At 58.6% G+C, this 25,243-nt stretch carries 21 protein-coding genes; 5 read left to right on the plus strand and 16 right to left on the minus strand.

Annotated features, from left to right (window positions below):
• Window positions 1–3: 3 nt before the first annotated feature.
• The 3 genes from B9Z50_RS15065 to B9Z50_RS15075 are packed head-to-tail and all read right to left on the minus strand — an operon-like array spanning window position 4 to window position 3,836.
• A complete protein-coding gene (locus B9Z50_RS15065; RefSeq protein ID WP_255418386.1) occupies window positions 4–1,875 on the minus strand; it encodes a TRAP transporter large permease subunit in 1,872 nt (623 codons plus the stop codon).
• Window positions 1,872–2,918, minus strand: a complete 1,047-nt coding sequence (dctP, locus tag B9Z50_RS15070; protein ID WP_108365691.1) for a TRAP transporter substrate-binding protein DctP — start codon at window positions 2,916–2,918, stop codon at window positions 1,872–1,874. Before dctP ends, B9Z50_RS15065 begins: the two co-directional genes overlap by 4 nt.
• Before the next feature lie 12 nt (window positions 2,919–2,930).
• Complete coding sequence (locus B9Z50_RS15075) at window positions 2,931–3,836, minus strand: TRAP transporter TatT component family protein (protein WP_108365573.1); 906 nt, start codon at window positions 3,834–3,836, stop codon at window positions 2,931–2,933.
• A 190-nt stretch (window positions 3,837–4,026) separates the two neighbouring features.
• Between B9Z50_RS15075 and dapD the strand changes: the two genes are divergently transcribed.
• The 4 genes from dapD to B9Z50_RS15095 all read left to right on the plus strand — a co-directional run bounded on the left by dapD (window position 4,027) and on the right by B9Z50_RS15095 (window position 8,165).
• Window positions 4,027–5,004, plus strand: a complete 978-nt coding sequence (gene dapD, locus B9Z50_RS15080; protein WP_108365574.1) for a 2,3,4,5-tetrahydropyridine-2,6-dicarboxylate N-succinyltransferase — start codon at window positions 4,027–4,029, stop codon at window positions 5,002–5,004.
• Window positions 5,005–5,172: 168 nt separating this feature from the next.
• Window positions 5,173–6,204: a TRAP transporter substrate-binding protein gene (locus B9Z50_RS15085; protein ID WP_108365575.1), complete on the plus strand. Its 1,032-nt coding sequence runs from the start codon at window positions 5,173–5,175 to the stop codon at window positions 6,202–6,204.
• A gap of 101 nt (window positions 6,205–6,305) precedes the next feature.
• Complete coding sequence (locus B9Z50_RS15090) at window positions 6,306–6,827, plus strand: TRAP transporter small permease (RefSeq protein ID WP_108365576.1); 522 nt, start codon at window positions 6,306–6,308, stop codon at window positions 6,825–6,827.
• Between the two features lie 21 nt (window positions 6,828–6,848).
• Window positions 6,849–8,165, plus strand: coding sequence for a TRAP transporter large permease (locus B9Z50_RS15095; protein ID WP_108365577.1), 1,317 nt, complete (start codon window positions 6,849–6,851; stop codon window positions 8,163–8,165).
• Window positions 8,166–8,187: 22 nt separating this feature from the next.
• Here the strand turns inward: B9Z50_RS15095 and B9Z50_RS15100 are convergent, their stop codons facing one another.
• The 3 genes from B9Z50_RS15100 to B9Z50_RS15110 form a co-directional block, all read right to left on the minus strand.
• Window positions 8,188–10,626: an acetoacetate--CoA ligase gene (locus tag B9Z50_RS15100; RefSeq protein ID WP_108365578.1), complete on the minus strand. Its 2,439-nt coding sequence runs from the start codon at window positions 10,624–10,626 to the stop codon at window positions 8,188–8,190.
• An 84-nt stretch (window positions 10,627–10,710) separates the two neighbouring features.
• Window positions 10,711–11,052 (minus strand): hypothetical protein, encoded by a 342-nt coding sequence (locus B9Z50_RS15105; RefSeq protein WP_108365579.1) that lies wholly within the window; start codon window positions 11,050–11,052, stop codon window positions 10,711–10,713.
• 4 nt (window positions 11,053–11,056) lie between these two features.
• A complete protein-coding gene (locus B9Z50_RS15110; protein ID WP_108365580.1) occupies window positions 11,057–11,623 on the minus strand; it encodes a cob(I)yrinic acid a,c-diamide adenosyltransferase in 567 nt (188 codons plus the stop codon).
• Window positions 11,624–11,901: 278 nt separating this feature from the next.
• Between B9Z50_RS15110 and B9Z50_RS15115 the strand changes: the two genes are divergently transcribed.
• Complete coding sequence (locus tag B9Z50_RS15115; protein ID WP_108365581.1) at window positions 11,902–13,329, plus strand: FAD-binding oxidoreductase; 1,428 nt, start codon at window positions 11,902–11,904, stop codon at window positions 13,327–13,329.
• Window positions 13,330–13,361: 32 nt separating this feature from the next.
• Here the strand turns inward: B9Z50_RS15115 and B9Z50_RS15120 are convergent, their stop codons facing one another.
• The 10 genes from B9Z50_RS15120 to B9Z50_RS15165 form a co-directional block, all read right to left on the minus strand.
• Window positions 13,362–14,531, minus strand: coding sequence for a benzoate/H(+) symporter BenE family transporter (locus B9Z50_RS15120; RefSeq protein ID WP_108365582.1), 1,170 nt, complete (start codon window positions 14,529–14,531; stop codon window positions 13,362–13,364).
• A 113-nt stretch (window positions 14,532–14,644) separates the two neighbouring features.
• Window positions 14,645–16,432, minus strand: coding sequence for an ATP-binding protein (locus B9Z50_RS15125; RefSeq protein ID WP_108365583.1), 1,788 nt, complete (start codon window positions 16,430–16,432; stop codon window positions 14,645–14,647).
• The gene (locus B9Z50_RS15130; protein ID WP_158270693.1) at window positions 16,429–18,186 is read right to left on the minus strand and encodes an ATP-binding protein; all 1,758 of its coding nucleotides are present in this window, start codon (window positions 18,184–18,186) and stop codon (window positions 16,429–16,431) included. The genes B9Z50_RS15125 and B9Z50_RS15130 overlap by 4 nt, the downstream gene beginning before the upstream one ends.
• Before the next feature lie 5 nt (window positions 18,187–18,191).
• A complete protein-coding gene (locus B9Z50_RS15135; RefSeq protein ID WP_108365585.1) occupies window positions 18,192–19,940 on the minus strand; it encodes an ATP-binding protein in 1,749 nt (582 codons plus the stop codon).
• Window positions 19,937–21,685, minus strand: coding sequence for a hybrid sensor histidine kinase/response regulator (locus B9Z50_RS15140; RefSeq protein ID WP_108365586.1), 1,749 nt, complete (start codon window positions 21,683–21,685; stop codon window positions 19,937–19,939). Before B9Z50_RS15140 ends, B9Z50_RS15135 begins: the two co-directional genes overlap by 4 nt.
• 11 nt (window positions 21,686–21,696) lie before the next feature.
• On the minus strand, window positions 21,697–22,614 hold the full coding sequence (locus tag B9Z50_RS15145; RefSeq protein ID WP_108365587.1) for a ParB/RepB/Spo0J family partition protein: 918 nt from the start codon (window positions 22,612–22,614) through the stop codon (window positions 21,697–21,699).
• A gap of 13 nt (window positions 22,615–22,627) precedes the next feature.
• The gene (locus B9Z50_RS15150; RefSeq protein WP_108365588.1) at window positions 22,628–23,146 is read right to left on the minus strand and encodes an alpha/beta hydrolase; all 519 of its coding nucleotides are present in this window, start codon (window positions 23,144–23,146) and stop codon (window positions 22,628–22,630) included.
• A 7-nt stretch (window positions 23,147–23,153) separates the two neighbouring features.
• Window positions 23,154–23,924, minus strand: coding sequence for a ParA family protein (locus B9Z50_RS15155; protein ID WP_108365589.1), 771 nt, complete (start codon window positions 23,922–23,924; stop codon window positions 23,154–23,156).
• A 15-nt stretch (window positions 23,925–23,939) separates the two neighbouring features.
• On the minus strand, window positions 23,940–24,557 hold the full coding sequence (locus tag B9Z50_RS15160; RefSeq protein WP_108365590.1) for a LysE family translocator: 618 nt from the start codon (window positions 24,555–24,557) through the stop codon (window positions 23,940–23,942).
• 41 nt (window positions 24,558–24,598) lie between these two features.
• Entirely contained in the window at window positions 24,599–25,213 is a 615-nt protein-coding gene (locus tag B9Z50_RS15165) for a LysE family transporter (RefSeq protein ID WP_108365591.1), read from the minus strand.
• Window positions 25,214–25,243: the final 30 nt, after the last annotated feature.

Consider the following 25,243-nt stretch of genomic DNA (forward strand, 5'->3'; position numbering starts at 1 on the left):
CGATCAAACCTCTACGCCGAGCAGACCCGGCAAACCCGTGGCCAGCCACGGGACCGATGCAATGGCCAACGTGCCCAAAAAAATCGCGAACAAAGCGGGCAAGACCGCCACAGCCACTTCACTCACTGGCTTTTTGAACATGGCCGACGAGAAGTAAATGTTCATGCCCGCCGGTGGACACAGAAAACCCATCTCCATGGCGGCCAAGAAAATGATGCCAAAGTGAATCGGGTCAATGCCATAACTCATGGCCACGGGCAAGAGCAAGGGCACCAAGACCACGATGGCAGCATAAATTTCCATGAGCGCACCGGCCAGCAGCAAAAACGCTGTCAGCGCCAACAAAAACAAGAACTTGTTGGGGATGGCAGTTTGCACGGCTTCAATAGCGGCATCTGGAATACCGGCATCGATTAAAAAATTGGTCAACGCCAAGGCCATGCCCAAAATCAACAGCACACCACCGATGATTTGAGCCGACTCGCTCAGGCATTTGCCAAGCAACCGCCAGCCCAATTCACGGTGTCCCCAAGCTTGGGTCAAGATGGCGTACAACGCGGTGACAGCCGCGCTCTCGGTGGGCGTGGCCAAACCACTGACCAAGGAGCCGATGGCCACCACGGGTGCGAGAATTTCCCATTTGGCTGCCCAGACAGATGGCCAAAGCAAAGGGCTTTGTAAGGGCTGCGCCGATGGTGCTGGGGCAATGGCATCTTGGTCTGCGCTGCTGGGTCGGCGCAAATACCCCCCAAACACCAACAAAAAAGCCACCATGACCAAGGCGGGTAACAAGCCCGCCAAGAACATGGTGTTGATGGGCACGCGGGCGATGATGGCGTACATGATGAGCGGCACAGAAGGCGCCAGCAAGACGCCCAAAGCACTGGCGCTGGTCACCAAACTGATACCCCGTTTCTCGGGGTAGCCGGTCTTGATCAGCAAGGGCAACAACAAGCCACCCAAAGCCAAGATGGTCACCCCGCTGCCTCCGGTGAAGGCCGTGAAACACGAACACAACAAGGCGGCAGCCAGCACCGTGCCCGTGGCGCCTTGCCCCAACAAGGCCACAAACAAAGTGCCCAGTCTTTGCGCGGCCCCCGTGCGTGCAAAAACCAAGCCCGCCAAGGTGAACAAGGGCAAAGCCGGCAAAGACGGATTCACGGTGATTTGATAGTGCGAGAGCGCGACCGACGCCAGAGGCATACCGTCTTGCCAAAACAATGCCAACGCCAAGCCACCCAGCACTGCAAAAATTGGCGCACCCGCCAACAAAGCCACCAGCAAAAGCATGAGGGCTGGCCACAAGGGCATGGCCGTGCCGTCAAACTGTGCGGCTCCCATCACCCCGAGCAAAGTGAGCAGCAAACCCGACAACCACTGAAGCGGCCAAGTGCTCACCCCAAAGGCGCAGCGCCGGCCCAACTTCAACCCCAACAAACCGAAACCCAAAGGCATGCTGGCCTGCACCCACCAAATGGGGATGCCATAGGCCAAAATTTGGGCTGCCCCGCGTTCACTGTCCACCAAACGCCAACCGCTGACAGCCAACATGCCGCAGAGCAAGGCCGATAAGCCGTAGGCGAAGACATGCGCCCAAGGCTTGGCCCCGTTGTGTGCGGCAGTGTCATGGCTGCGCACACCACCGCCCAGCGTGGTCAAGTGTCCATGGCGCTCGGCCGCCAATGCGCCCCACATGGTCAGCACCAAGCCCAGGTGCTGAACCAACACAGGGGCGTTGTCGATGCCGCTGCCCATCCAAGGACGCATCACAATTTCAACGACAGGAATCAACACCATCAGCGCCAACGCGGCCGACGACAACCATTCGTCAATGGGCCATGCGCTTTTTGGAGGGGTCTCTGAATGTGGCGTCACTTGGCCAAGCCTGCGCGAAAGGTTTTCAGGTGGGCCATGACCTCGTCAAAAGTCTCTGCAGGCACCATGGTGCCGCGAATGCGAGGGTAGAGTTTTTCGGCCAAGTCGTTCCATTCTTTCATTTGTGCGGCATTGGGTTTGTTGACCGTGAGGCCTCGCTTTTTCATCGCATCTACCGCTTCTTCGACCTCTTGCCGCGCTTTGGTGCGGATTTCTGCCCCCGCCTTGTCGCTGGCCGCACGCACCACTTTTTGAACCTCGGGCGACATGCCTTCCCACGCTTTGCGGGTCACCACCAAGGCACCCACAATCGGGGCCCAATTGATCTCCAGCATGTGAGGCGCTGTGTTGTAGACCTGCGTCGCCAAAGCAAAGTAGGGCGTTGAAGGGACCACGTTGATCATGCCCGTCTGGATGGCGGGCAAGATGTCGGTGGTTTCCAATGGCACGGGCGTGTAGCCCAGGCTTTTCATGATGTTTTGCTGGTCGGGCTCCGAGCCCCAGGCAAAAAACTTCATGCGCTTGTAGTCATCGGGCCTGAGCGCGGCTTCTTTGGAGAAGAAACGCACCCAGCCCGCATCGCCCCATGCCAGCACCACAAAACCTTTGTCCATGAACTTTTTTTCCATGGCCGGGCGCATTTTCTCGCGCACGTAATCCACTTCTTCCCAATTGCGAAACAAAAGTGGCATGGCTTGCAGTGCCGCAATCGAGGGCTCGATTTCACGCAAGCCCACCACCGACAGCAAAGCCCCTTGCAACTGGCCAATGCGCATGCGCCGCGCCATTTCGGCCTCGCCCCCTTGCGCACCGTCCGGGAACACCACGTACCGGGCCCCCGCGCCTTGCGCCGTGCGCCAGCTGTCAGCGATGTCGATCAGTTGTCGGTGATAAAGCGAGTTTTTCGGCACCAAAGACCCGATGCGCAACTGCTGGGTGTTGGCTTGCACTGTCGGTGCGCTCGCCATCACCAAAACTGCCAGCGATGCGCTCAGCCATTGCGCCCATGTTGTGCCTTGTACCCAACGCATTGTTCCTGCCATGCTCATGTCCAATTAAAAAAGATCGTCTGCGTTGTCCAGCAACCATTGCGCGCGCTGGCGCATGATTTGACTCGACAGGTCGGTGCGCCCGGCGCTCACGGCCAGTGCTTGTTTCAACAATGCTTCAAACGCTGGTCGGTCCCCCGCCGCTTGGGCGATGGCCTCGGCTTTGGCCACCAAGGGCCCCGGGCTTCGGTCACCGCTGGCTGCAAACGCTTGGTCAAAAAATGCGGTAGCTTTGGCGCTCGAGCCACCCGGGCGAGCGGCCTCAAAACTGCCCATCAAGCTGACCAAATCCCCTTGCCCATGGTTGGGCGTGGTGCGCCAAGCCAGCTCGGCCAGTCGCACGGCCAAAGGCAAATCGGCCACCGCATCGGGGTCGTCTTTGGACAGCGCGATGTACGCGCCCCAAGAAGCAGCCGCCCAATAAGCCACGCCCACTTGTTCGGCCCGGAGCTTGGGCCAAAGTGCGGATTGCGGTTGCGCCAAGGCGGCAGAAAATCCAGGGCTCGATTGGTTCAAAGCGGCCATGGCGTGGCGGTGCGCCCGCCCATACAAGCGCCGTGCACGTTCGTTGAGTTGCTGCGCAGCTTTGGCATCGGCGTAGGCCACACGTTCAGCCTCAAACGCCACGAAAGCGTAGGCATATTGCGTGAAACCTGAGGCCACCGATTCGGCCAACGGCAGATGTCCGGGCGTTTGACGCAACAAAGATTCGGATACTTTGAGATAGAAAGCGCTGGCTTCTCGCGCCAAACCGATGTCCTCTTCCTCGACTTGGCCTTGGGCTGTGAGAGCATCGGCAGCACTGTTGACGAGCAGCTGGCGCGGCATGCACGCGCTCAGCAGACTGGCCATCACAAGCACGCCCAGCAGATGCCATCGGACTGCACTCGGGTTGAAATGTTTGGCGGACATGGTCTGGAATGTGGCTCTGTGGTGCGTCTGGGCGGAGGACCGTTTCTGAGCCCAAACCAGTGATCCGTTTAAAACGATCAGTCTATGAAGGACGCGTGAATAATTCGTGACACGCAGCCTTCCGCGATAATCTCGCCACCTTTTTGCAACAGCCCGTAGTCTCTGCGGGCTATTTTTTCGGAGCCCCAACATGAGCACCTTCCAAACCACTGGCGCACGCGCCACAGGCCTGGCCACCATCGCCGCCGACGGCACCGTGCTGGACACCTGGTTCCCCGCCCCCGAACTGGCAGCCGATGTGGCCGCCAGCGGCAGCACCCGCCTGACACAAGCCGAAGCCGTTGCCGCTTTGGGCGCTGACGTGGCACAGGCCTTGGCCCCTTGCGCCGTGCGCAACGTGACCGTGGTCGCTGTGCGCACCGAGATCAAAAGCTTGGCCGATGGGCCCGCCGACACCCACGACGCTTACCTGCGCCTGCACCTGCTGAGCCACCGCCTGGTGTTGCCACACGGTGCCAACGTAACCGGCATTTTTGGCCTGCTGCCCAACGTGGCCTGGACCAACTTTGGACCCTGCGCCCTGGCCGATGTGCCCGCCGCCCGCCTCAAAGCCCGTGGCACAGGCCGCGTGCTGGAGATCAAGGGCGTGGACAAATTCCCCCAAATGACCGACTACGTGATTCCGTCTGGCGTGCGCATCGCCAATGCCGACCGCGTGCGCCTGGGCGCGCACCTGGCCAGCGGCACCACCGTCATGCACGAAGGTTTTTGCAACTTCAACGCGGGCACCTTGGGCGCCAGCATGGTCGAAGGCCGCATCAGCGCGGGTGTGGTGGTCGATGACGCCAGCGACATCGGCGGCGGCGCGTCCATCATGGGCACGCTGTCGGGTGGCGGCAAAGAAGTCATCAAGGTGGGCAAGCGCTGCTTACTGGGGGCGAATGCCGGCATCGGCATCTCGCTGGGCGACGACTGCATCGTCGAAGCCGGTTGTTACATCACCGGCGGCAGCCGCGTACAAATGCCCGATGGCTCGGTCATGAAGGCCAAAGAACTGTCCGGCAAAAACGGCATCCTGTTCCGCCGCGACTCACAGAGCGGCGCGCTGCACGCCATTCCGCGCAACAAGAGCTGGGGCGAATTGAACGCCGAGTTGCACAAGAACTGATTGACTTGCTCTTTTGAATACGAAAGGCGTGCCTGCGAAAGCGGGGAGGCCTTTTTTGTAGCGCATGCTCTGATGCAAATCTAAGGGTAAAGCCTCAGTCACCAAATTGGCAAAACTGGGTAGCATCGCCACCTGTATTTGTTTATAAAACATAACCAGGAGCACACCATGTCTCAACTGACCCCTCGCCGTGCCGTGTTGGCCATTTTGGGCGCTACGGCCTTTATCGGTGCCGCACAGGCCCAAAACGTAACCTTGCGTTTTCACCAGATGCTGCCGCCACAGGCCACCATCCCGGCCAAAGCCATCGTGCCTTGGGCCAAAAAGGTCGAAGCTGAGTCCGGTGGTCGCATCAAGGTGCAGATTTTCAACACCATGCAACTCGGCGGCACACCGCCCCAGTTGTTTGACCAGGCCAAGGACGGTATTGTTGACTTGACATGGACCGTGCTCGGCTACACCCCCGGCCGTTTCCCCAAGACCGAAGTGTTTGAAGTGCCTTTCCTGACCACCACAGGTGAAGCCTCCTCCAAAGCCTTGTGGGAGTACGTGCAAAAGAATGCCACCGATGAGTTCAAAGACGTGAAGCTGATCGCCGTGCACACCCATGGCCCTGGCCTCTTCCACACCAAGTCCCCCGTGACCGGGCTGGAGAGTCTGCAGGGCATGAAGATCCGTGGCGGCTCGCGCATCATCAACAACATGCTGACCAAGTTGGGCGCAACCCCAGTGGGCATGCCTGTGCCTGCCGTGACTGAAGCTTTGTCCAAGGGCGTGATCCAGGGCACCACCATCCCTTGGGAAGTGGGTCCAGCCCTGAAGGTTCATGAGTTGGTGAAGAACCACACGACCTTCTACGGCGCCAATGGTTTGTACAACTCCACCTTTGCGGTGTCGATGAACAAGGCGTCTTATGACAAATTGCCCGCTGACTTGAAGCAGGTGATCGACAAAAATTCGGGCTTGGAGACTGCCGCCTTTTTTGGACGTGCCATGGACGAGGGCGACAAAGTGGGTCGCGCCATTGCACAAAAAGCGGGCAACAACATTGTGGCCTTGGACGCAGCCGAGACCCAACGCTGGCGCCGTACGGCCAGCGTGGTGGCCGATGACTGGGTCAAAGAAGTGAGCGCCAAGGGAATCGACGGCAACAAATTGTTGTCCGATGCCCGCGAGCTGATCGCCAAACACAGCAAGTGATCACATGCGGTGCCCTCGGGCCCGCACACCACCCGCCGCTGGTCGGCGGGTTTTTTCTGTCCACTTTGGGGCGCGCCCCAAGCATCTCGGAGTCTTTGTCCATGATGACCTTCGTTCACCACATGGCCCGCTGGAGTGCCTTGATCGGCGGCGTGTTACTCACACTGCTGACATTGCTCGTGGTGATCAGCGTGATCGGGCGAAGCTTCAGTGGCATGGGCCTGGGGCCCGTGCCCGGCGACTACGAGCTGGTCGAGATGGGTGTGGGCGTGGCCATATTCTTTTTCATGCCCTGGTGCTACCTGCAAGGTGGTCACGCCACGGTGGACTTGTTGTATTCGCACATGTCGGCTGGACTGCAGCGCTTCATCCGCTTGATCAGCGATGTGCTGATGCTGGCGGTCTGGTTGCTGCTGACCTGGCGTTTGTGGGCGGGTCTGGTGGACAAGTACACCAACCAAGAAACCACCTTCATCTTGCAAATGCCTCTGTGGTGGGGTTTTGCTTTGTGCATGCTGGGCGCGGTGCTGGGCTGCATCACTTATTTGGGCCACATCCTGATGCAGTTGGGGCTGGCCAAGCCCGGTGAAGACCTTCAAGTTTCCGGCCCCATTGGCCACTGATTGCCAGCAGGAGTTTTGCCCATGAACACGATTGAACTGGCGCTGTGGTCTTTCCCAGTTTTGCTTCTGCTGATTTTTGTGCGCATCCCGATTGGCTTGTCGATGATGCTGTGTGGCCTGGGCGGGGCCTACCTGATTTTTGGCAACGTCACGCCCATCATCAACCAGCTCAAGCAGGTCACTTACAGCACCTTCTCCAGCTACTCGCTGTCGGTCATTCCGCTGTTTTTGCTGATGGGCCAATTTGCCGCTTTGGGCGGTTTGTCCAAAGCGCTGTTCAAAGCCGCTGAGGTCTGGATCGGTCACCGCAAAGGCGGTGTGGCCATGGCGGCGGTGGGGGCGTGTGCGGGCTTTGGCGCGATTTGCGGCTCCTCCCTGGCCACGGCGGCCACCATGGGCCAGGTCGCACTGCCGGAACTCAAACGCGCAGGTTATGCAGGCGGCATCTCCACCGCCTGCTTGGCTGCTGGCGGCACGCTGGGCATCTTGATCCCGCCCTCGGTGGTGCTGGTCATCTACGCCATCTTGACCGAGCAAAACATCGCGAAGCTCTTTTTGGCAGCGTTTGTTCCCGGCATTTTGGCGGCGGTGGGTTATGTGATCGTGATCTCCATTTATGCCCGGCTGCGACCACAAGACATGGGCACTTTGCCCCCCGCCCCCATGAAAGAGCGCCTGCAAGCCACCGCCCGCGTGTGGCCTGTGGTGCTGATTTTCTTGCTGGTCGTCGGTGGTATTTATGGCGGTATTTTCACCCCCACCGAAGGTGCAGCTGTGGGCGCGTTTGGCACCGGCATTGCGGCCTGGCTCAACGGCGGCCTGAACCGCAAAACGCTGGGCGGTGCTTTGCTGGGCACTGCCGTGGCCACGGCCATGATCTTCATGATCGTGCTGGGCGCCGGCGTCTACAACACCTTTTTGGCCCTGTCGCAATTGCCACAAGAAGCCGCAGCGGCTGTGGCCTCTTGGGGCGTGAGCCCCTTGCTGGTGCTGACGGCGATCTTGGTGCTTTATGTGATTTTGGGTTGCTTCATGGACTCGCTGTCCATGATCTTGCTGACCATTCCGGTGTTCTTCCCGATCGTGTCGGCCCTGGACTTTGGCCTGCCCCCCGATGAGCTGGCCATTTGGTTCGGCATCTTGGTGTTGATCGTGGTGGAGGTGGGCTTGATCACACCCCCGGTGGGCATGAACTTGTTTGTCATCAACTCGCTTGCCCGCGACACGCCCATCACCCAGACCTACCGCGCCATCATGCCTTTTGTGCTGAGTGATCTTTTGCGCACCGCCTTGCTGGTGGCCTTCCCTTCAATCACTTTGTTTGTGTTGAGGTTTTAAGCACCGGCCAGCTCGGCTGTTTTCACAACTTGGCCAAATGCCGCTTGGCCAGATCCACGTACCAGTCCAGACACCCCGGGTTGGCCATGGCATCCCTGTTAACGACCTTCTCCAAAGGCTGACCGAGCATGAGCTTCTTGATCGGCAGCTCCTGCTTTTTGCCCGACAGGGTGCGCGGGATCTCGGCGACCTGGAAGATCTCGTTCGGGATGAAGCGCGGGCTGAGGGCCACTTTGATGGCGTTGTTGAGCTTGGCCTTGAGCGCGTCGTCGAGCACCGTGCCCGAGCGCAGCACCACAAAGAGCGGCATGTAGCTTTCCTTTCCCAGGTACTCCAGATCCACCACCATCGAGTCCATGACTTCGGGCAGGGCCTCGACGGCGCTGTAGAGCTCGCTGGTGCCCATGCGCAGGCCGTAGCGGTTGATGGTCGCGTCGCTGCGGCCAAAGATCACGCAACCTTCGCCCATGCCTTGCGCGTTGCCGATGCGCAGCCAGTCGCCATGCCGCCAGACGCCGCCCATGCTGGCAGGGCCGTCGCCGCCGCCAGGCTTTCGGCCGTGGCCTGCGGGATACATCTCAAAATAACTGGCGAGATAGCGGGCGTTGTCCTTGTCGTTCCAGAAGTAAAGCGGCATCGACGGGATAGGCTGGGTGCAGACCAGCTCACCCACCTCGCCGATCACAGGCTCGCCCGCTTCGTTCCAGGCCTCGACCGCGCAGCCGAGTTCGCGGCATTGCATGACGCCGGGCTCTTGCGGCAGCTCGCGGTGGCCACCCACAAACGCGCCCGCAAAGTCGGTGCCCCCCGAGATGTTGCACCACCAGATGGCGTCGTGACTTCCCGATTTCTCGTCATCGGACATCTGGCCTTCATTGGACATCTGGCTGTCATTGGACATCTGGCCGTCATCGGACATCTGGCGGTCATTGCCCATCTGGCCGTCATCGCCCATCTGGCCGTCATCGCGAGGTACGAAGCGATCCATGGATTGCCGCGCTTCGCTCGCAATGACAGAGGTTTGCCACGCTTCACTCGTAATGACGGAGGATTGCCGCGCTTCGCTCGCAACGACAGAAGTTTGCCGCGCTTCACTCGTAATGACAGAAGATTGCCGCACTTGGCTCGCGATAACAGGCGTGTTGTTAGCGTTGCCCTCTGCTGGCGCTTGCATGAGCCGAACCTTTTGAAACTGCTCCAAGCCCCAACTTTGGGTCTCGGGCGACAAGGGAGACCCGGTCGTGCCCAGGGCGCGCACCCGCGACAAATTGCCACAACGCGAAATGTCCAAACCGGCTTTGTGGCAGTTGGCAAAGTAGGCCGCACCTGCGCCGAAAAAGGTGACTTTTTCTTCGGCAGCCATGCGCCACAAAATGCCCCAGTCGGGGTTGTCTTTGCTGCCGCCGGGGTTGCCGTCGTAAATCACACAGGTCACACCGTTGAGCAAGCCCGCCACCTGCGCGTTCCACATCACCCAGCCGGTAGAGCTGTACCAATGAAAACGCTCACCCCAACTGTTGGGGTGATAACTGCAGCCGATGTCGTTGTGCAAAATTTTGTTGGCCAGCGCTACGATCACGGTGCCGCCATGGCCATGCACGATGGGCTTGGGCAGGCCGGTGGTGCCGCTCGAATAGACGATCCACAGCGGATGGTCGAAGGGAAACCACATGGGTTCAAAAGCCTGCACGGCAGCATCGTCACGCGCGGTGATGGCCGACATCTGCACGCTGGCACCCACGGCGCAATGGGCCAGGTCGAGTGTGCCCAGGTTGTCGTGAATGACCACGTGCTGCACGCTGGGCAACGCGTCGCGCAGCTCCTGCACCACGCCCATGCGGTCAAAGTCGCGACCGCCGTAGCTCACGCCGTCCACTGCGATCAGCACCTTGGGTTCGATCTGCTTGAAGCGGTCGAGCACGGCGTTGGTGCCCATGTCGGGGGCGCAAATGCTCCAGACACCGCCCACGCTGGCGGTGGCCAAAAACGCCACCATGGCTTCGGGGATATTGGGCAAATACGCCGCCACACGGTCACCCGGTTGCACACCTTGGGCCTGCAAGTGCAAGGCCATGGCAGCAACCTGGCGGCGCAGCTCGGGCCAACTCATCTCGCGGCGCAGGCCTTTTTCGTTGTGGCTGATGACCGCCAAGAACCCCGCCTCGTGCGCGGGCTGCACATGGCGCAACACCTGGTGCGCGTAATTGGTCTGGGCACCGGGAAACCACTTGGCTCCCGGCATGACGTTGTTGGCCAACACGGCGGTGTGCGGCGTGGGCGACTGGAAATCAAAGTAATCCCAGATGCTTTGCCAGAAGGCGTCGAGCTCGGTCACCGACCATCGCCACAGGTCGTTGTAGGTCGCAAAGCTCAGGCCGCGCTCGTCGCGCAACCAGTTTTGGTACAGCCGGATTTGCGGCAAATGGGGTGCAGGAATAGCGGGGCTTGTCACATTGTTCATGGCTTGCAGCGTAGCAGCGCCTGCGCTGCGCTGTCACGCGCAAGAACCCTGAGACATGCACCTAGGTGACAGGCCGGGCTGCACTCAGTCGGGCGCCGTTTCGCAGCGGCCCTGGCCGGTGGCATGGCCTCGAAAATCGCTTTGCCATTGGCGCTCGACGAGGTCAATCTGAATGCGCTCGTTGTCGACCGCCGTCATCACGCCTTGGGGCGTGAGCGAAAAACCATGCGGCTCCAAGCCATCGATGCGCAAACTGCGGATGGCTTTTTTGTCCCAATCGATGCGCACCTCGCGCACCCAGGTGCTGCGCTGGGGCAGGTAGGCCACGGCGCAACTGAGCACCACCGAAGAAGGGGCCGCCACGGCAGGCCCTTGCGCGTACAGGCACAAGGCCGCCCAACCCACAGCACCCACAAACTTGCGCATGGTGTCAGGCCGCTGTGTCTTTGTTCATGCGCTGGCTTTTCCAATACACATCGTCTCCGCCATTCATACGGTTGAGCACACGGGCCAGCACGAACATCAAATCAGACAAACGGTTGAGGTATTGGCGCGGCGTGTCGTTCAGGGCTTCTTCGTTGCCCAAGGCCACACAAGCGCGCTCGGCCCGGCGCGCCACGGTGCGGCACACATGGGCCTGCGACGCACCCCTTGTGCCAGCAGGCAAGATGAACTCTTCGAGCTTGGGCAATTGCGCGTTGTATTGGTCAAGGGCCACGTCCAAAGCCGCCACGGCCTCATCTTTGAGCAGCTCAAAGCCAGGAATCGACAGCTCACCGCCCAGATTGAACAGCTGGTGCTGCACTTCAACCAGCACCTCGCGCACATCGGCAGGCATGTCTTCGCACAGCAGCACCCCAATGTTGGAGTTCAGCTCGTCCACCTCACCCATGGCGTGCACACGCAAGCTGTTTTTGGACACGCGCTGGTTGTTGCCCAAGCCGGTGGTGCCGTTGTCCCCGGTGCGGGTGGCGATTTGTGTGAGTCGGTTGCCCATGAGAAAAATCCTCGTTTTTGTTGGCGGTTGCGTGCGCGATCGGGTTCAAAGGGTCCACCCAGATGGTTTTGCACATGCCCCCTGTAGGAGCGGTCTCTGACCGCGATGGTGAGCCCAGCTCATGCTTTCGCGGTCGGAGACCGCTCCTACGAAGAAGGGCAATTGTCAGCCAACTGGCTGCCCCTTGTCTGACAAAGGACAGCAAGGCCATTGTTTGCGGCGTAAACTGCGTTTTCGCATGTTTGGCGGCCATGCCCCGCCACCACTGGAGACACCCCATGAACGCCCCCACCTCTGCCGCCCACCTGGCCCCTGAAATTGCGCAACGCACCGTGCCTGAAGCTTTTTTGGCCGCGTTGAAGGCCCACTTTGGCGACAACTGCTCCACCGCCCTCGTGGTGCGCGAGCAGCACGGGCGCGACGAATCGGCCTTCACCACGGTGCCCCCTCCTGCGGCGGTGGTGTTTGCCGAAAGCACACAAGACGTGGCCGATGCTGTCCAGCTGTGCGCCGAATACAAAGTGCCCGTCATCCCCTTTGGTGTGGGCTCTTCCCTTGAGGGTCATTTGCTGGCCGTGCAAGGCGGCATCAGCATCGACCTGATGCGCATGAACAAGGTGCTGTCCATCAACGCCGAAGACCTGACGGTGACGGTGCAGCCGGGTGTGACGCGCAAGCAACTGAACGAAGAGATCAAGTCCACCGGACTGTTCTTCCCGATCGACCCGGGTGCGGACGCGACCATTGGCGGCATGAGCGCCACCCGCGCCAGCGGCACCAACGCCGTGCGCTACGGCACCATGCGCGAAAACGTGCTGGCCATGGAAGTGGTCTCCTCTTCAGGCGAAATCATCCGCACCGGCACCCGCGCCAAAAAGTCGAGCGCCGGTTATGACCTGACGCGCCTGATGGTGGGCAGCGAAGGCACGCTGGGCGTGATCACCGAAGTCACTGTGCGCCTGTACCCCTTGCCAGAAGCCATCTCGGCCGCCATTTGCTCCTTCCCCAGCATCGAGGCTGCAGTGCGCACCGTCATCCAAACCATCCAGCTGGGCGTGCCGATCGCGCGGGTGGAATTGCTCGACCACAACAGCGTGCGCATGGTCAATGCTTACGCCAAGCTGGGCCTGCGCGAAGAGCCGATGCTGCTGATGGAATTCCACGGCTCGCCCGCGGGCGTCAAGGAACAAGCCGAAACCGTGCAAGAGATTGCCAGCGAATTTGGTGGCAATTCGTTTGAATGGGCCACCACCCCCGAAGAGCGCACGCGCCTGTGGACCGCACGGCACAACGCCTACTTTGCAGCCATCCAAAGCAAGCCCGGCTGCCGCGCCATCAGCACCGACACCTGCGTGCCCATCAGCCGCTTGGCCGATTGCCTGCTCGACTCCATCACCGAAACCGATGCCAGCGGCATCCCCTATTTCCTGGTGGGCCATGTCGGCGACGGCAACTTCCACTTTGGCTATTTGATCGACCCCAACAACCCCCAAGAGTGCGAAACGGCTGAGGCCTTGAACCAACAACTGGTCAGCCGCGCCCTGCGCCTGGGCGGCACCTGCACCGGCGAGCACGGCATTGGCCTGCACAAGATGGACTTCTTGCGCACCGAAACTGGCGAAGGCGCCGTCGACATGATGCGCACCATCAAGCGGGCGCTGGACCCGCACAACATCATGAATCCGGGAAAGATTTTCTCGATGTGATGACCCAGGCCGTTTGCGCAGGCAAGGCCGACTCAGGCCTTGCGCGCAGGCAGGGCCCAAAGTGCCACGATCCCCACCAGCAGACCCCAAAAAGCAGCGCCCACCCCCGCCATGCTCAGACCCGAGAGGGTCACCAGAAAAGTCAACAAGGCTGCATCACGGTGGCCCTCGTCTTTCATGGCCGTTGAAAGGCTCGACGCGATGGTGCTGACCAAGGCCAACCCCGCAACGGCCAACACCATGGCCTTGGGGAAAGCGGCCAGCAAACTGACAATGGATGCGCCGGCCAAGCCCAAAAGAATGTAAAAAAGTCCGGCCGCTGCCGAGGCCGTGTACCGGCGTGCGGGATCGGCATGCGCTTCACGGCCCATGCAAATGGCCGCTGTGATGGCGGCCAAATTCAGCGCATACCCCCCAAAAGGGGCCAGCAGCAAGGTGACCCACCCCGTGACACCGATCACGGGCGAAATCGGCGTGTTGTAACCGGCGCTGCGCTGCGCTGCCACGCCTGGCAGGTTTTGCGATGCCATGGTCACAATGAAAAGCGGTAAGGCCACACTGACCATGGCGCCCAGTCGCCACTCGGGAGACACCCACACCGGCGTTGCCCATGCCCAGACCATCTGCGCTGCATTCAATTGGCCCTGCAACGCAGCCACCACCATGCCGACAACAAGCACACCCGGCACCGCCCATCGGGGGAAAAAGCGACGCCCCAACAGATAGGCACCGGTCATGCAGAGAACCAAAACCGGCGCTTGACCAACCGCCCCCACAGCATCCAGAGTAAAGCGGGCCAAAACCCCCGCGAGCAAGGCACTGGCCAAAGCCAAGGGAATCCGTGCCATCCAACGCTCAAACAGACCGCTGTAACCCGCCACCATGATCAGCAAAGCGCTCACCATAAAAGCCCCTGTGGCTTCTGGCAAGGTGATGCCCTGCGTCACCGCCAACACCGCCGCACCCGGCGTTGACCAAGCCGTCAACACCGGTTGCCGGTACCAAAGGCTCATCACCAAACTGGTCCCCCCCATGCCCAAACCCAGTGCCCACATCCAGGAAGCTGTTTGCGCCTCGTTGGCACCCAAGGCCTGTGCAGCCGAAAAAACAATGGCCGCCGAACTGGTAAACCCCACCAGGACGGCCACAAAGCCCGCAACGACCGTCGACAGCGACGCATCACTCAGCCATTTTTTCAGCATGTGTTTCTCTCAGCATTCACGTTCATGTCACAAGGATTTTGATCCTCGCACCCCTCACCGCTAGGCGCAGCGTTCTGTGGCAAAGCTTCTGAGGTGGCGCATGGCACCGGGACTCAGACCCCGACAGCGGGCCGGCGGTTCAAAATCAAAGCTTCGACTTGGGTACACAACTGCACCGGGTCAAAAGGCTTGAGCATGACATCGTTCAGGCCTACGGCCTTGAAGCGCTCCAAGTCTTGCGGGTTGACGTTGGCCGTCAGCCCCAGCACCGGGGTGTTGCGTGTGGCTTCGTCGCGATCGCTGCGCAGCGCCTGCGTGGTTTCAATGCCATCCATCTTGGGCATCACCATGTCCATGAAAATCGCGTCAAAACGGCCCTTCTGAACCGCCGCCATGGCCTGCGTGCCATCTTCAGCCTCCACCACTTGGCTGTCTGGCCAATGGTTGGTCAGCACCTTTTTCACCAACAACCGGTTGATGGGGTGGTCGTCGACCACCAGAAAATTCAAGCGCTGCAGCCGGGTGTTGGTCAAAACACCAGCGCTGGCCACGGCTTGAGGTGGCGCAGCCTGTGCCGACAGTGGCAAGCTGAACCAGAAGGTCGAGCCTTGGCCCCAGGTGCTGTCAAATCCAATTTTTCCACCCAGCAGTTCAACCAAGCGCTGCGTGATCGACAGGCCCAAGCCCGTGCCACCATAGCGCGACTGGATGTCATCACTCGCTTGAATGTAGCGCTCAAAAATGCGCGATTTTTGGTCGTCAGCGATACCTATACCACTGTCTTGCACGCTGAACACAAGCTCTGTCCTTGCACCAGAATCGCCGGCCACATCTTTGACGGCCACACCAAGCGTGACATGGCCCAAGTGGGTGAACTTGATGGCATTGCCCAGCAAATTCACCAAAATTTGCATCAACCGATGGCGGTCTGTATGGACCCATTGCGGGACGTCGTGGGCGATATCGCAGCGGTAGTCCAGGTGCATGCTTTTGACACGCCAATTGAACAAATCAAACGCGTTGTGTACCGTGTTGTGCAAGTCAAATGTCTCGTACTGAACGCGTATCTTGCCCGCCTGCAATTGCGAATAGTCCAGCACATCGTTGATGACGGTCATCAGGTGGTCCGCCGATTGCCGTGTGTGGTTCAAAATTTTGAGGGCTTGTGGATTGTCTTGCGACCGGGCCAACAGCATGTCATTAAAGCCCAAAATGGCATTCATCGGTGTGCGCAATTCATGGCTGACCGTGGCAATGAACTGCTCGCGCAACGCGGAGGTCCGCTCCAGCTCTTGCTGGCGCTCTTGCAATTGCAGCTGTCGATTGCGACGTTCTTGATAGGCTTTGCGGTACAGACCATCGTACAAAAATACCACCGACAAAATCAGCAACATGGTGAACGTGTTGCTGGCAAAAGACGAGCGGGTTTGGCTCAGGCCAACTGTCGGGTTTGGGGGCAACCAACCCAACCAAGTGACGCACAGCATGGCGCTCAACATGGCCAAAATGGCCCCCACCCAAAACAGGCCTGCGCGCCTGTCAATGGCATAAAAAGGCACCAACGGTATCAAGGTGTACCAAGCCAGCCGGGGTGAAAAAATACCGCCAGACACCCACGCCGCATAAGTGACCTGAACCAAACCAGCCAACGCCCCCAAATGAACGACGGTCGACATCGGCATGCCCCAACTGAAAGCCACCACCAACAACAGCAAGACAAACGCAAACGCCAAGGGAATGGGAATGCCATGGTTATAGGGCGTCACCAAGGCCACCATCACCATGACCACCATCATGATCACGACCAAAGTGAACATGTACGGCAGTCGCCCAGGTCTGAAACGCGCAGGCAAGTAAGGCACGATGCGCTCCAACACATTGTCCAGAAAGAAGGGTTTCATCTGGTGTCACCATCCGCATGGGCGTGGACTTGCTGGGACAGCTGCGCTATCTGGGCCATAAACTGGGCCTCATCCAAGGGCTTGTTCAACACATCGTTCATGCCGGCCGCCAAACAACGGTCGCGGTCCTCGGGGTGCGTGCTGGCCGTGAGGCCCAAAACGGGCACATGGCATACCGGCGCAGCAAACGTGGTGCGCAATGTGTGTGTCACGGCCAAGCCATCCATCTCGGGCATGACCATGTCCATCAGCACCAAGTCAAAACGCTGATCCCGCAAACATTGCAAGGCCATGGTGCCGCTGACCGCTTCCGTGATCTGCACTTGCGGCAACAACTTGAGCAGCATCATTCGCGCCACCATCAAATTCACAGCGTTGTCGTCGACCAACAAGATGCGCCAGCCACTCAAGGTCGGCTGCGCACGAGGTGCGAGGTCGGGCTCCGTGCTGCCCAGCGGCAGGTCAAACCAAAACAAGGTGCCCTGCCCCAGCAGGCTGCTCACGCCAATGTGTCCGCCTTGCAAGCTGACCAAGCGTTCACAAATCGACAAGCCCAAACCCGCACCGCCATATTCCCGGTTGGTTTGCGCATCGGCATGCTCAAAACGGTTAAACACCTGCTGCTGGCGCTCTTGGGCAATGCCAATGCCCGTGTCTTCAACCTCAAACCGATAGCCCAGCACCTGCCGTTGGATGCGCACCTGCACTTGACCTTCATGGGTGAATTTGAACGCGTTGTCCAACAAGTTCTTCAGCACCTGTTGCAACCTTTGACGATCCCCTCGTACCCACTCACCTTGCACCTGATGGCACGCCAAACTCAAAGACAAGCCCTTCATGCTGGCTTGCGCCTCAAAGGTGTGCACCACCGATCGCACCGTTTCACACAGGTCAAAACGGTCGTCACGCACGGACAAGTGGCCCGCTTGCAGTTGCGAAAAATCCAAAATGTCATTGACCAAGCCCAAAAGTTGCTCGGTCGATGTACGGATGTGCCCCACGATCTCGACGTCTTCTGGCCGGTTTGAAAGTGCTGATTTCAAGAGGCCGTTGAGCCCCAAGATCGCATTCATGGGGGTGCGCAACTCATGGCCGACCGAGGCAATGAACTCGTCCTTGTGGGCCTGCGCCTGCCGCAAGGCCTGCGCTGTTTTTTCCAGCGCCAAGTTACTTTGGTCCAATTGCTCCACCTGGTGGCTGTGCATGCGTTCAGCCACCCAAACGACCACCATGGCCATGCCCACGACCAGCACTTTGTGACTCCAGGTCCAAGCCGCCAGTTCTGGCGCCATGCTCACTTGGCTGCCCATCCAACCTGCGTTCGTCAGCCCCATGAACGCCAAGTTGAACAACACCGCCACCAGCGTCCAAAAAATGGCCCCTGAGCGCTCCAGCAACAAGGTAGCGGGCAAGATCACCACCGTCATCCAGATCATCACCACGGCATTGATGCCGCCTGTCTGCGCAGCCACCCAAGCGATGTAGCCCAAAGTGACCAACAAAACCACATGCGTGATGAGATCGGTCGGCACGCGTTGGCGCAAAGCCACCAGCATGCTCAGATACACGCCCAAAGCCAGCAGATGGATGGTCGGGTCGTAGATCGATTGCGGCAGCAAGAAGTACAACACCGCCACGAACACCTGAACCCAGAGGAACCCCCGCAAAAACCAAACTCTTTGCAGGGTGTGGATTTTTTCTTCAAAACTTGACGGCGGCGCAACCCAGCGAAATTTACGCAAACTCTTGAACATGGCCATCATCCTCTGTGCAGCAGCCAATGCTCAACTTTGGCGCACATGTGCTCAGGCACAAAGGGTTTGAGCATCACGTCGTTCAAACCCTTGCTCTTGAATGCCTCCAGATCCACCGGGTTGACATTGGCGGTCAAACCCAAAATGACCACGTTTTGGGCTGGCATGGGCAATTGCTGGCGAATCCATTGCGTGGCCTCAATTCCATCCATGACGGGCATGACCATGTCCATCAAGACCAGGTCAAAGGCCTTTGTCTGCAACACGTCCAGCGCTTGTTGACCATCACCCGCCTCCTCGATGACGCTATCAGGCCAAGCGTTTTTCAACACCTGGCGGGCCAGCAAACGGTTCACGGGGTGGTCATCCACAATCAAAAACCGCCACGGCACTGAACGGGTATGAAGCAGCTGATTGGGCGTGTGCTCCTGAGTGCTGGGCGCGGCACTGGCCGCCAGCGGCAAATGAAACCAAAAACGAGAGCCTTGGCCGTGCTTGCTTTCGAAGTCGATCTCGCCTCCGAGCAGGTGGACCAAGGTGCGTGAAATCGCCAAGCCCAACCCGTTGCCGCCATACAGCGATTGGATGTCACCATTGGCTTGACTGAATCGGCTGAAAATTTGGGCCTGCCGGTCTTGCGGGATGCCAATACCGGTGTCTTGTACCGAAAATAAAACGCCTGGGTTTTGCCACTGCACACGCAAAACCACGCGGCCTTGATGGGTGAATTTGAGGGCATTGCCCAACAAATTGACCAGCACCTGCATCAGCCGGTGGCGATCTGTATGAACCCATTGCGGCAAACCCTCATCGATCTCCATGCGGTAGACCAAGTCCATGCTCTTGACGCGGGGTAAAAACAACTCGAACGCGTTTTCAATGGTCTTGCGCAACTCAAACGTCTCGGGCTGAATCACCAACTGGCCCGCCTGCAGCTGCGAGTAATCCAAGATGTCGTTGATGACCGTCATCAAGTGGTCTGCCGATTGGCGGGTGTGGTTGAGCACTTTGCGTGCCTCGGGCTTGTCGCCCAATCGTGCCAACAACAAGGCGTTGAAGCCCAATATCGCGTTCATCGGTGTGCGCAACTCGTGGCTGACCAGCGCAATGAAATGTTCACGCATTTGCGCGCTGTGCATCAACTCTTGTTGGCGTTCCTCCAGCTCACGCTGGTGGCTTTTGCCAAGCTCCAAGGCCTCCCTGTAGACATGGTCGTACATCAGAGGCACCACAATCAGCACACAGGTGACCAAGGCATAGGTCATGAATGAAGACAGCACATGGGCCATGCCCGTCTCAAAAGGCGTGATCCACCCCATGTGGTTAGCGGCAACAGTCAACAGCTGAAGTGCCAACACCACCGCCGTCCAGAAAATACCGGCCTTGCGCCCAATCACATAAAAGGGCGTGAGCGGCAACACCAACAACCAAGCCAAACGTGGCGAGTAAATACCACCGGCAACCCACACGCCATAAAGCAAAACACAGGCCCCCAAACCCGTTGCCAAATTGACGGCCAGATCCAGCGACATACCGCGATGGACACGCCACAACAAACCCATCAAAAAAGCAGCAAACAGGCTGAAGATGACCGACGCGTAGGGATAAGGGCTAAGGACGGCGTACGCCAACAACACCCCAATCACGGTCAGAGCAAAAAAGAAGGCATAGGGCATCTTGCCCTGCTGAAAACGCGCAGGCAATTGAGCCAGTATTCGTGGCAGCCAGTATTGAACCTTGGAACTGGCCTTCACGTTTTGACCTCCCGCGCCAAGCGGACATGCAGACTCACCGCACGCACCAAGGTCAAAGTGTCCATGGGCTTGTGGAGCACGTCTTTCATGCCCGCGGACAAACAGCGGTCGCGGTCCACCGGGTTGGTGTTGGCGGTCAAAGCCAAAATAGGCATTTCCTGGGCCATTCGCGGAAAATGCGCGCCAATGTGCTGGGTCAACTGCATGCCGTCCATGTCCGGCATGACCATGTCCACCAAGGCCACATCGAAGATTTGAGTTTCAAGCACTTGCAAAGCTTGGCGTCCACTTTCAACGGTGGTGATGAGCGCATGGGGCCAGCATTTTTTCAGCTGCAATTGCGCCACCATCAAGTTGACACGGTTGTCATCCACCACCAAAATTTTCAGCGCCTCATCTGATCCGCCATCGTCTGACGACGTTTCAGGTGCCGCTGCCTTGAGCGCGGCTTGCAAAGGGATTTCAAACCAAAACATGGCGCCACGACCCAGTTGGCTGACCACGCCAATTTGGCCCCCATGCAAGGCGGTCAGTTTTTCACACAGCGTCAAGCCCAAACCTGTTCCACCGTAGGCACGGTTGGTTTGCACGTCGGCGTGTTCAAACCGCCGAAAAATATAGGGTTGACGCTCGACCGCGATGCCGCGACCGGCATCATGGACTTCAACGCGCAATTGATCACCCTGCGGCATGAGCTTGACGGTGACCTGTCCTGCATGGGTGAACTTGATGGCGTTGTCGATCAAGTTGTTCAAAATTTGCAGCAAGCGCAGCCGATCGCCATGCAGCCGTGTCGGCAAGTCAGGGGCACTGTCGATGTGCAAGGTCAGCCCTTTGTTCTGAGCCTTGTCCCCATGTCGTTTTTTCAACTCTAGGAGCAGCGCGCTCAGATCGAAATCGGCTGGGTTCAAGCGCAATTGGCCTGCCTGCAGCTGCGAAAAATCCAAGATGTCATTGACCACCTGCAGCAAATGCTCGGTAGAGCGGCGAATGTGCCCCACCACCGCCAGCTGTTCGGGGTCATCGGCCAATTCTTTGCGCAAAACACCGTTGAACCCCAATATCGCATTCATGGGTGTGCGCAACTCATGCCCCACCGCCGCCACAAACTCATCCTTGTGGGCTTGCGCCTGGATCAGTGCTTGATGGGTCGCCAAAATGTCATCGTTGCGCTGTTTCAACTTGCGCAACTGCAGTTGCTGCAAATGCTCATAAATACGCACACCCATCATCAGGTTCAGCAGGGCCAACAAGTGGTTCAGCCAGGCCCAGGTCATCACCGAATGCGACAACTGAACATGGCTGCCGACCCATCCTTGCCAGGTCATCACGGTCAAGGCCAAGATGAGCATCAAAATCAACCCAATCCACACCATCGTGGCCCTGCGCCCCAACATCAACAGCACCGGCACCGACAAGACATTGAGCCAAACCACCGCCGTGGAGTTGATGCCACCGGTCTGCATGGCGGTGTAAAAAATCAACAAGACCGTGATCGCCGTCAGTGCGTGCACGATGGCTTCAAAAAGCAAGCGGACGCGCACCCCGACCATCAAAAGACCCGACAGGACACAGACCCACAAATTGGCTTGGGCCACCTGAGGCTCAGGGGTGAACAGGTAACCAAAAAATGTGGTGACCCCCACCAAGCACAGGTAGATGGTCAGCATTTCTTGACGCAAAAAACCATCTGGGCGAAACAAGGTGCGCCATAGTTGCCCTGACCAGCGCTGTCTTTGACCCATGGATTAAACCGTCAAGCGCGCAACTTCTCAATCAGGCCATTGAGCTCGTCCAGCGATCCGAACTGGATCGACAACTCACCCATTTCTTCCAGCTTGCCTTGGCGCTTGACGCGTTTTTTGACGCGCACTTCGACCTCGGCCATCAAAAGATCGGACAGTTCTTCTTCAACCCGCCGGATGTCGCGGGACTTTTCTTTTTTGGGCTTTTGCGCCACCAGGTTGAATTCGGCCGCCAGCTTTTTGGCCAGGCTTTCTGCCTCACGCACCGACAATTTTTTGGCGTGGATCTGGTTGGCTGCGGTGATCTGCGCGGCTTTGTCCAATGACAACAAGGCACGGGCATGGCCCATGTCCAAGTCACCCGCCATCAACATGGTCTGCACAGGCTCGGCCAAATTGAGCAGCCGCAGCAAATTGCTGGCCGCACTGCGTGAGCGGCCCACCGCTTGCGCAGCACTTTCGTGCGTCAGGCCAAATTCACGGATCAGGCGTTGCAGGCCTTGCGCTTCTTCCAGGGGGTTGAGGTCTTCTCGCTGGATGTTCTCGATCAGCGCCATGGCCGCTGCGGCCTCGTTGGGCACATCACGCACCAGCACCGGCACACGGTCCAAGCCCGCCAGTTTGCTGGCGCGAAAGCGCCGCTCACCGGCAATGATTTCGTATTTGCCTGCGTGAGGGCCGTCCTTCAGTTGGCGCACCAAAATCGGCTGCATGATGCCTTGGGCCTTGATGGACTCGGCCAACTCGTACAAGGCCCCCTCGTCCATGCGTGTGCGCGGTTGGTACATGCCCGCCACCATCTGATCCAGTGACAACTGGCTCGGTACTCCGCTTTCGACGCTCGCCGCCGTATCAGGAACTTCCTGCACTTTGGGGCCGAGCAGCGCCTCCAATCCACGGCCCAGGCCTTTGGGTTTTTTCGTGACCATGGTCAATCTTTCTTCATGTCTGTAACAGCTTGCGGCCTTGCGGCCAGCCGTTTAAATAGGAATCGGCACCAAACGGCGCCACTTGAACACTTTCGATCCAATTTGAACCCCAATTGGATGCCAAACCTTGTGCATGATCGGATGGATCGTTGATCGGGCCCACCACTGTGCTGGCAAAGGGCAAAGGGGCTCTCAACACAGGCACCCAACCGGGGCATGAATTTTTCATATCGTGAGATTCAACGTCGATCGGTGCGACCAACAAAGCCCCGCGAACGCGCGCTGTATGCAGGGAAAACGCCGCCCAAGCCGCCACCAGAAGACAGCCCAAACCCTGTGCCACCAAGAACAAATCTCCAGGGGTATCGATCACCACCTCGTCTAAGCGCGCCAGCCAATCGCCTCGGCGCGGACGCAGCCAATCGTCTTGTTCCACCAGCATGGCCCCATGGTGGCGCACCCAATGCATTTGCCAATGCTCAGGTCCGCTACCCTGCCAGTCCGGCAAAATCAATACCGTGGCGTCTTTCATACCGCCCTCACAAACTCGGTGCGCGTTTGACCATCTCGCGGGCAAACTCCACATAAGCCAAGCTGCCCTTGGCCGAAGGGTCAAACACCACACCAGGCAGACCATAACTGGGCGCTTCGGCCAAACGCACATTGCGCGGGATCACGGTGTCAAAGACCTTGTCGCCAAAATGCGCCTTGAGCTGGTCGCTGACTTGCATCTGAAGCGTGATGCGCGGGTCGAACATGACACGCAGCAAACCAATGATTTTGAGGTCCTTGTTCAAGTTGGCGTGCACCTGCTTGATGGTGTTGACCAAATCCGTCAAACCTTCCAAGGCAAAGTATTCGCACTGCATGGGCACGATCACACCATGGGCCGAGCACAGGCCGTTGAGCGTGAGCATGGACAAAGACGGTGGGCAATCGATCAGCACAAAATCGTATCGCGCATCAACAGCGACCAAGGCGGTTTTCAGGCGCTGATCACGGTGTTCGAGCTGCACCAGCTCCACCTCGGCGCCAGCCAGCTCGCGGTTGGCGCTGAGCACGTCGTAGCCACATTTTTCGGCACGCACCACGGACTCGGCAATCGATGCCGACTCCAGCAAGACGTCGTACACACTCAGCTCAAGCTGCCGCTTGTCAATGCCTGAACCCATGGTGGCATTGCCCTGGGGGTCCAGATCAATCAACAAAACACGTTGGCCCACCTTGGCCAAACCGGCAGCAAGGTTGACGGTGGTGGTGGTTTTGCCCACACCACCTTTTTGGTTGGCAATGCAAAAGATTTTGGCCATGAGAATCTGCCCCGGTTATTTGGAAATGGCCAACTTGATGCCAAAACCCACAAGAAAAACACCCGCCAATTTCTCGAACACACGCACGACCCGTGGATTCGTTCGCATGCGCTCAGCCAGGTGATAAGTCAGTAACGTCATGGCCAAGCCGTAAAGAAAGGTCAGACCCGCGATGGTTGCGGCCATGACGCCGAAACTGATCCAACCCAGATGGGTTTGAGGGTCCACAAACAGCGGGAAAAAAGCCATATAAAAAACAATGGCCTTGGGATTGAGCAGTGTGATCGCCAAAGCTTGCTGCAGGTATTGGCGAGGACGAATATTCATCACGGGTGCATCGCCGGGTTTGGCCGACAGCATCTTCCAGCCCAGCCAGGCCAAGTACACAGCGCCCAACCACTGGATGGCAGTGAAGGCGGTGGGATAGGTGACCAGCACCGCGGCCACACCCGCCACAGCCAGCCACATGAGCACCTGGTCGCCCAAGATAACGCCCAAGGTGGCCATCAGGCCACCAGCGACCCCGCCCTTGCTGGTGGAGGTGATCAAGGCGAGGTTGCCGGGTCCGGGAATGGCAAGAAACAAAATGATGGCCGCCACAAACGCACCATAGTCAGAGATGCCAAAGAACATGAACAGCTTTCAAAAAAGTGGTACGGCGACCCGGCCAAAACTCATTTGGCCACGACCATTTTGAGCCCGAAACCGATCAGGCACAGGCCTGCCAGTTTTTGCAAAAAGCCAGAAAACCGGGGGTTGGAGTGAATGCGTTCGGCCATATGGTGCGTCATCAGCACCACAGCAAAACAATAAACGAAGCCCAAGACCGCAATGGTCAAGGCCATCACAGCAAAAGTGATCCACCCCTGATGGTGGACGGGGTCAATGAACTGCGGGAAAAATGCGAAATAAAACATGATGGCCTTGGGGTTGAGCAAGGTGATGAACAGGGTTTCGCGAAAATAATGACCGGGCGTGATCTGAATGCTGGGCCCCTCACCCGGCTTGGCCATGATCATTTTGTAACCCAACCAAGCCAGATACGCCGCACCCAACCACTGCAAAGCCATGAACAAGGTCGGATAGGTTTTCAGCAAAGCCGCCACCCCGGCCACCGTCAACCACAGCAAAATCTGGTCCCCCACCAACAAGCCCAAGACCGAAGCCAAGCCCCCCGCCAAGCCCCCTTTGCTGGCCGAGCTGATCAACGCCAGATTACCCGGACCTGGCAAGAACAACAACAGGACAAAAGCTGCGGCAAACGCGCCGTAATCGGAAATACCGAACATGGGTTTCTTTATAGAAGGATGGCCTGAGTG

This window comes from Limnohabitans sp. Bal53 (assembly GCF_003063355.1).
Taxonomy (GTDB): Bacteria; Pseudomonadota; Gammaproteobacteria; order Burkholderiales; family Burkholderiaceae_C; genus Limnohabitans_A.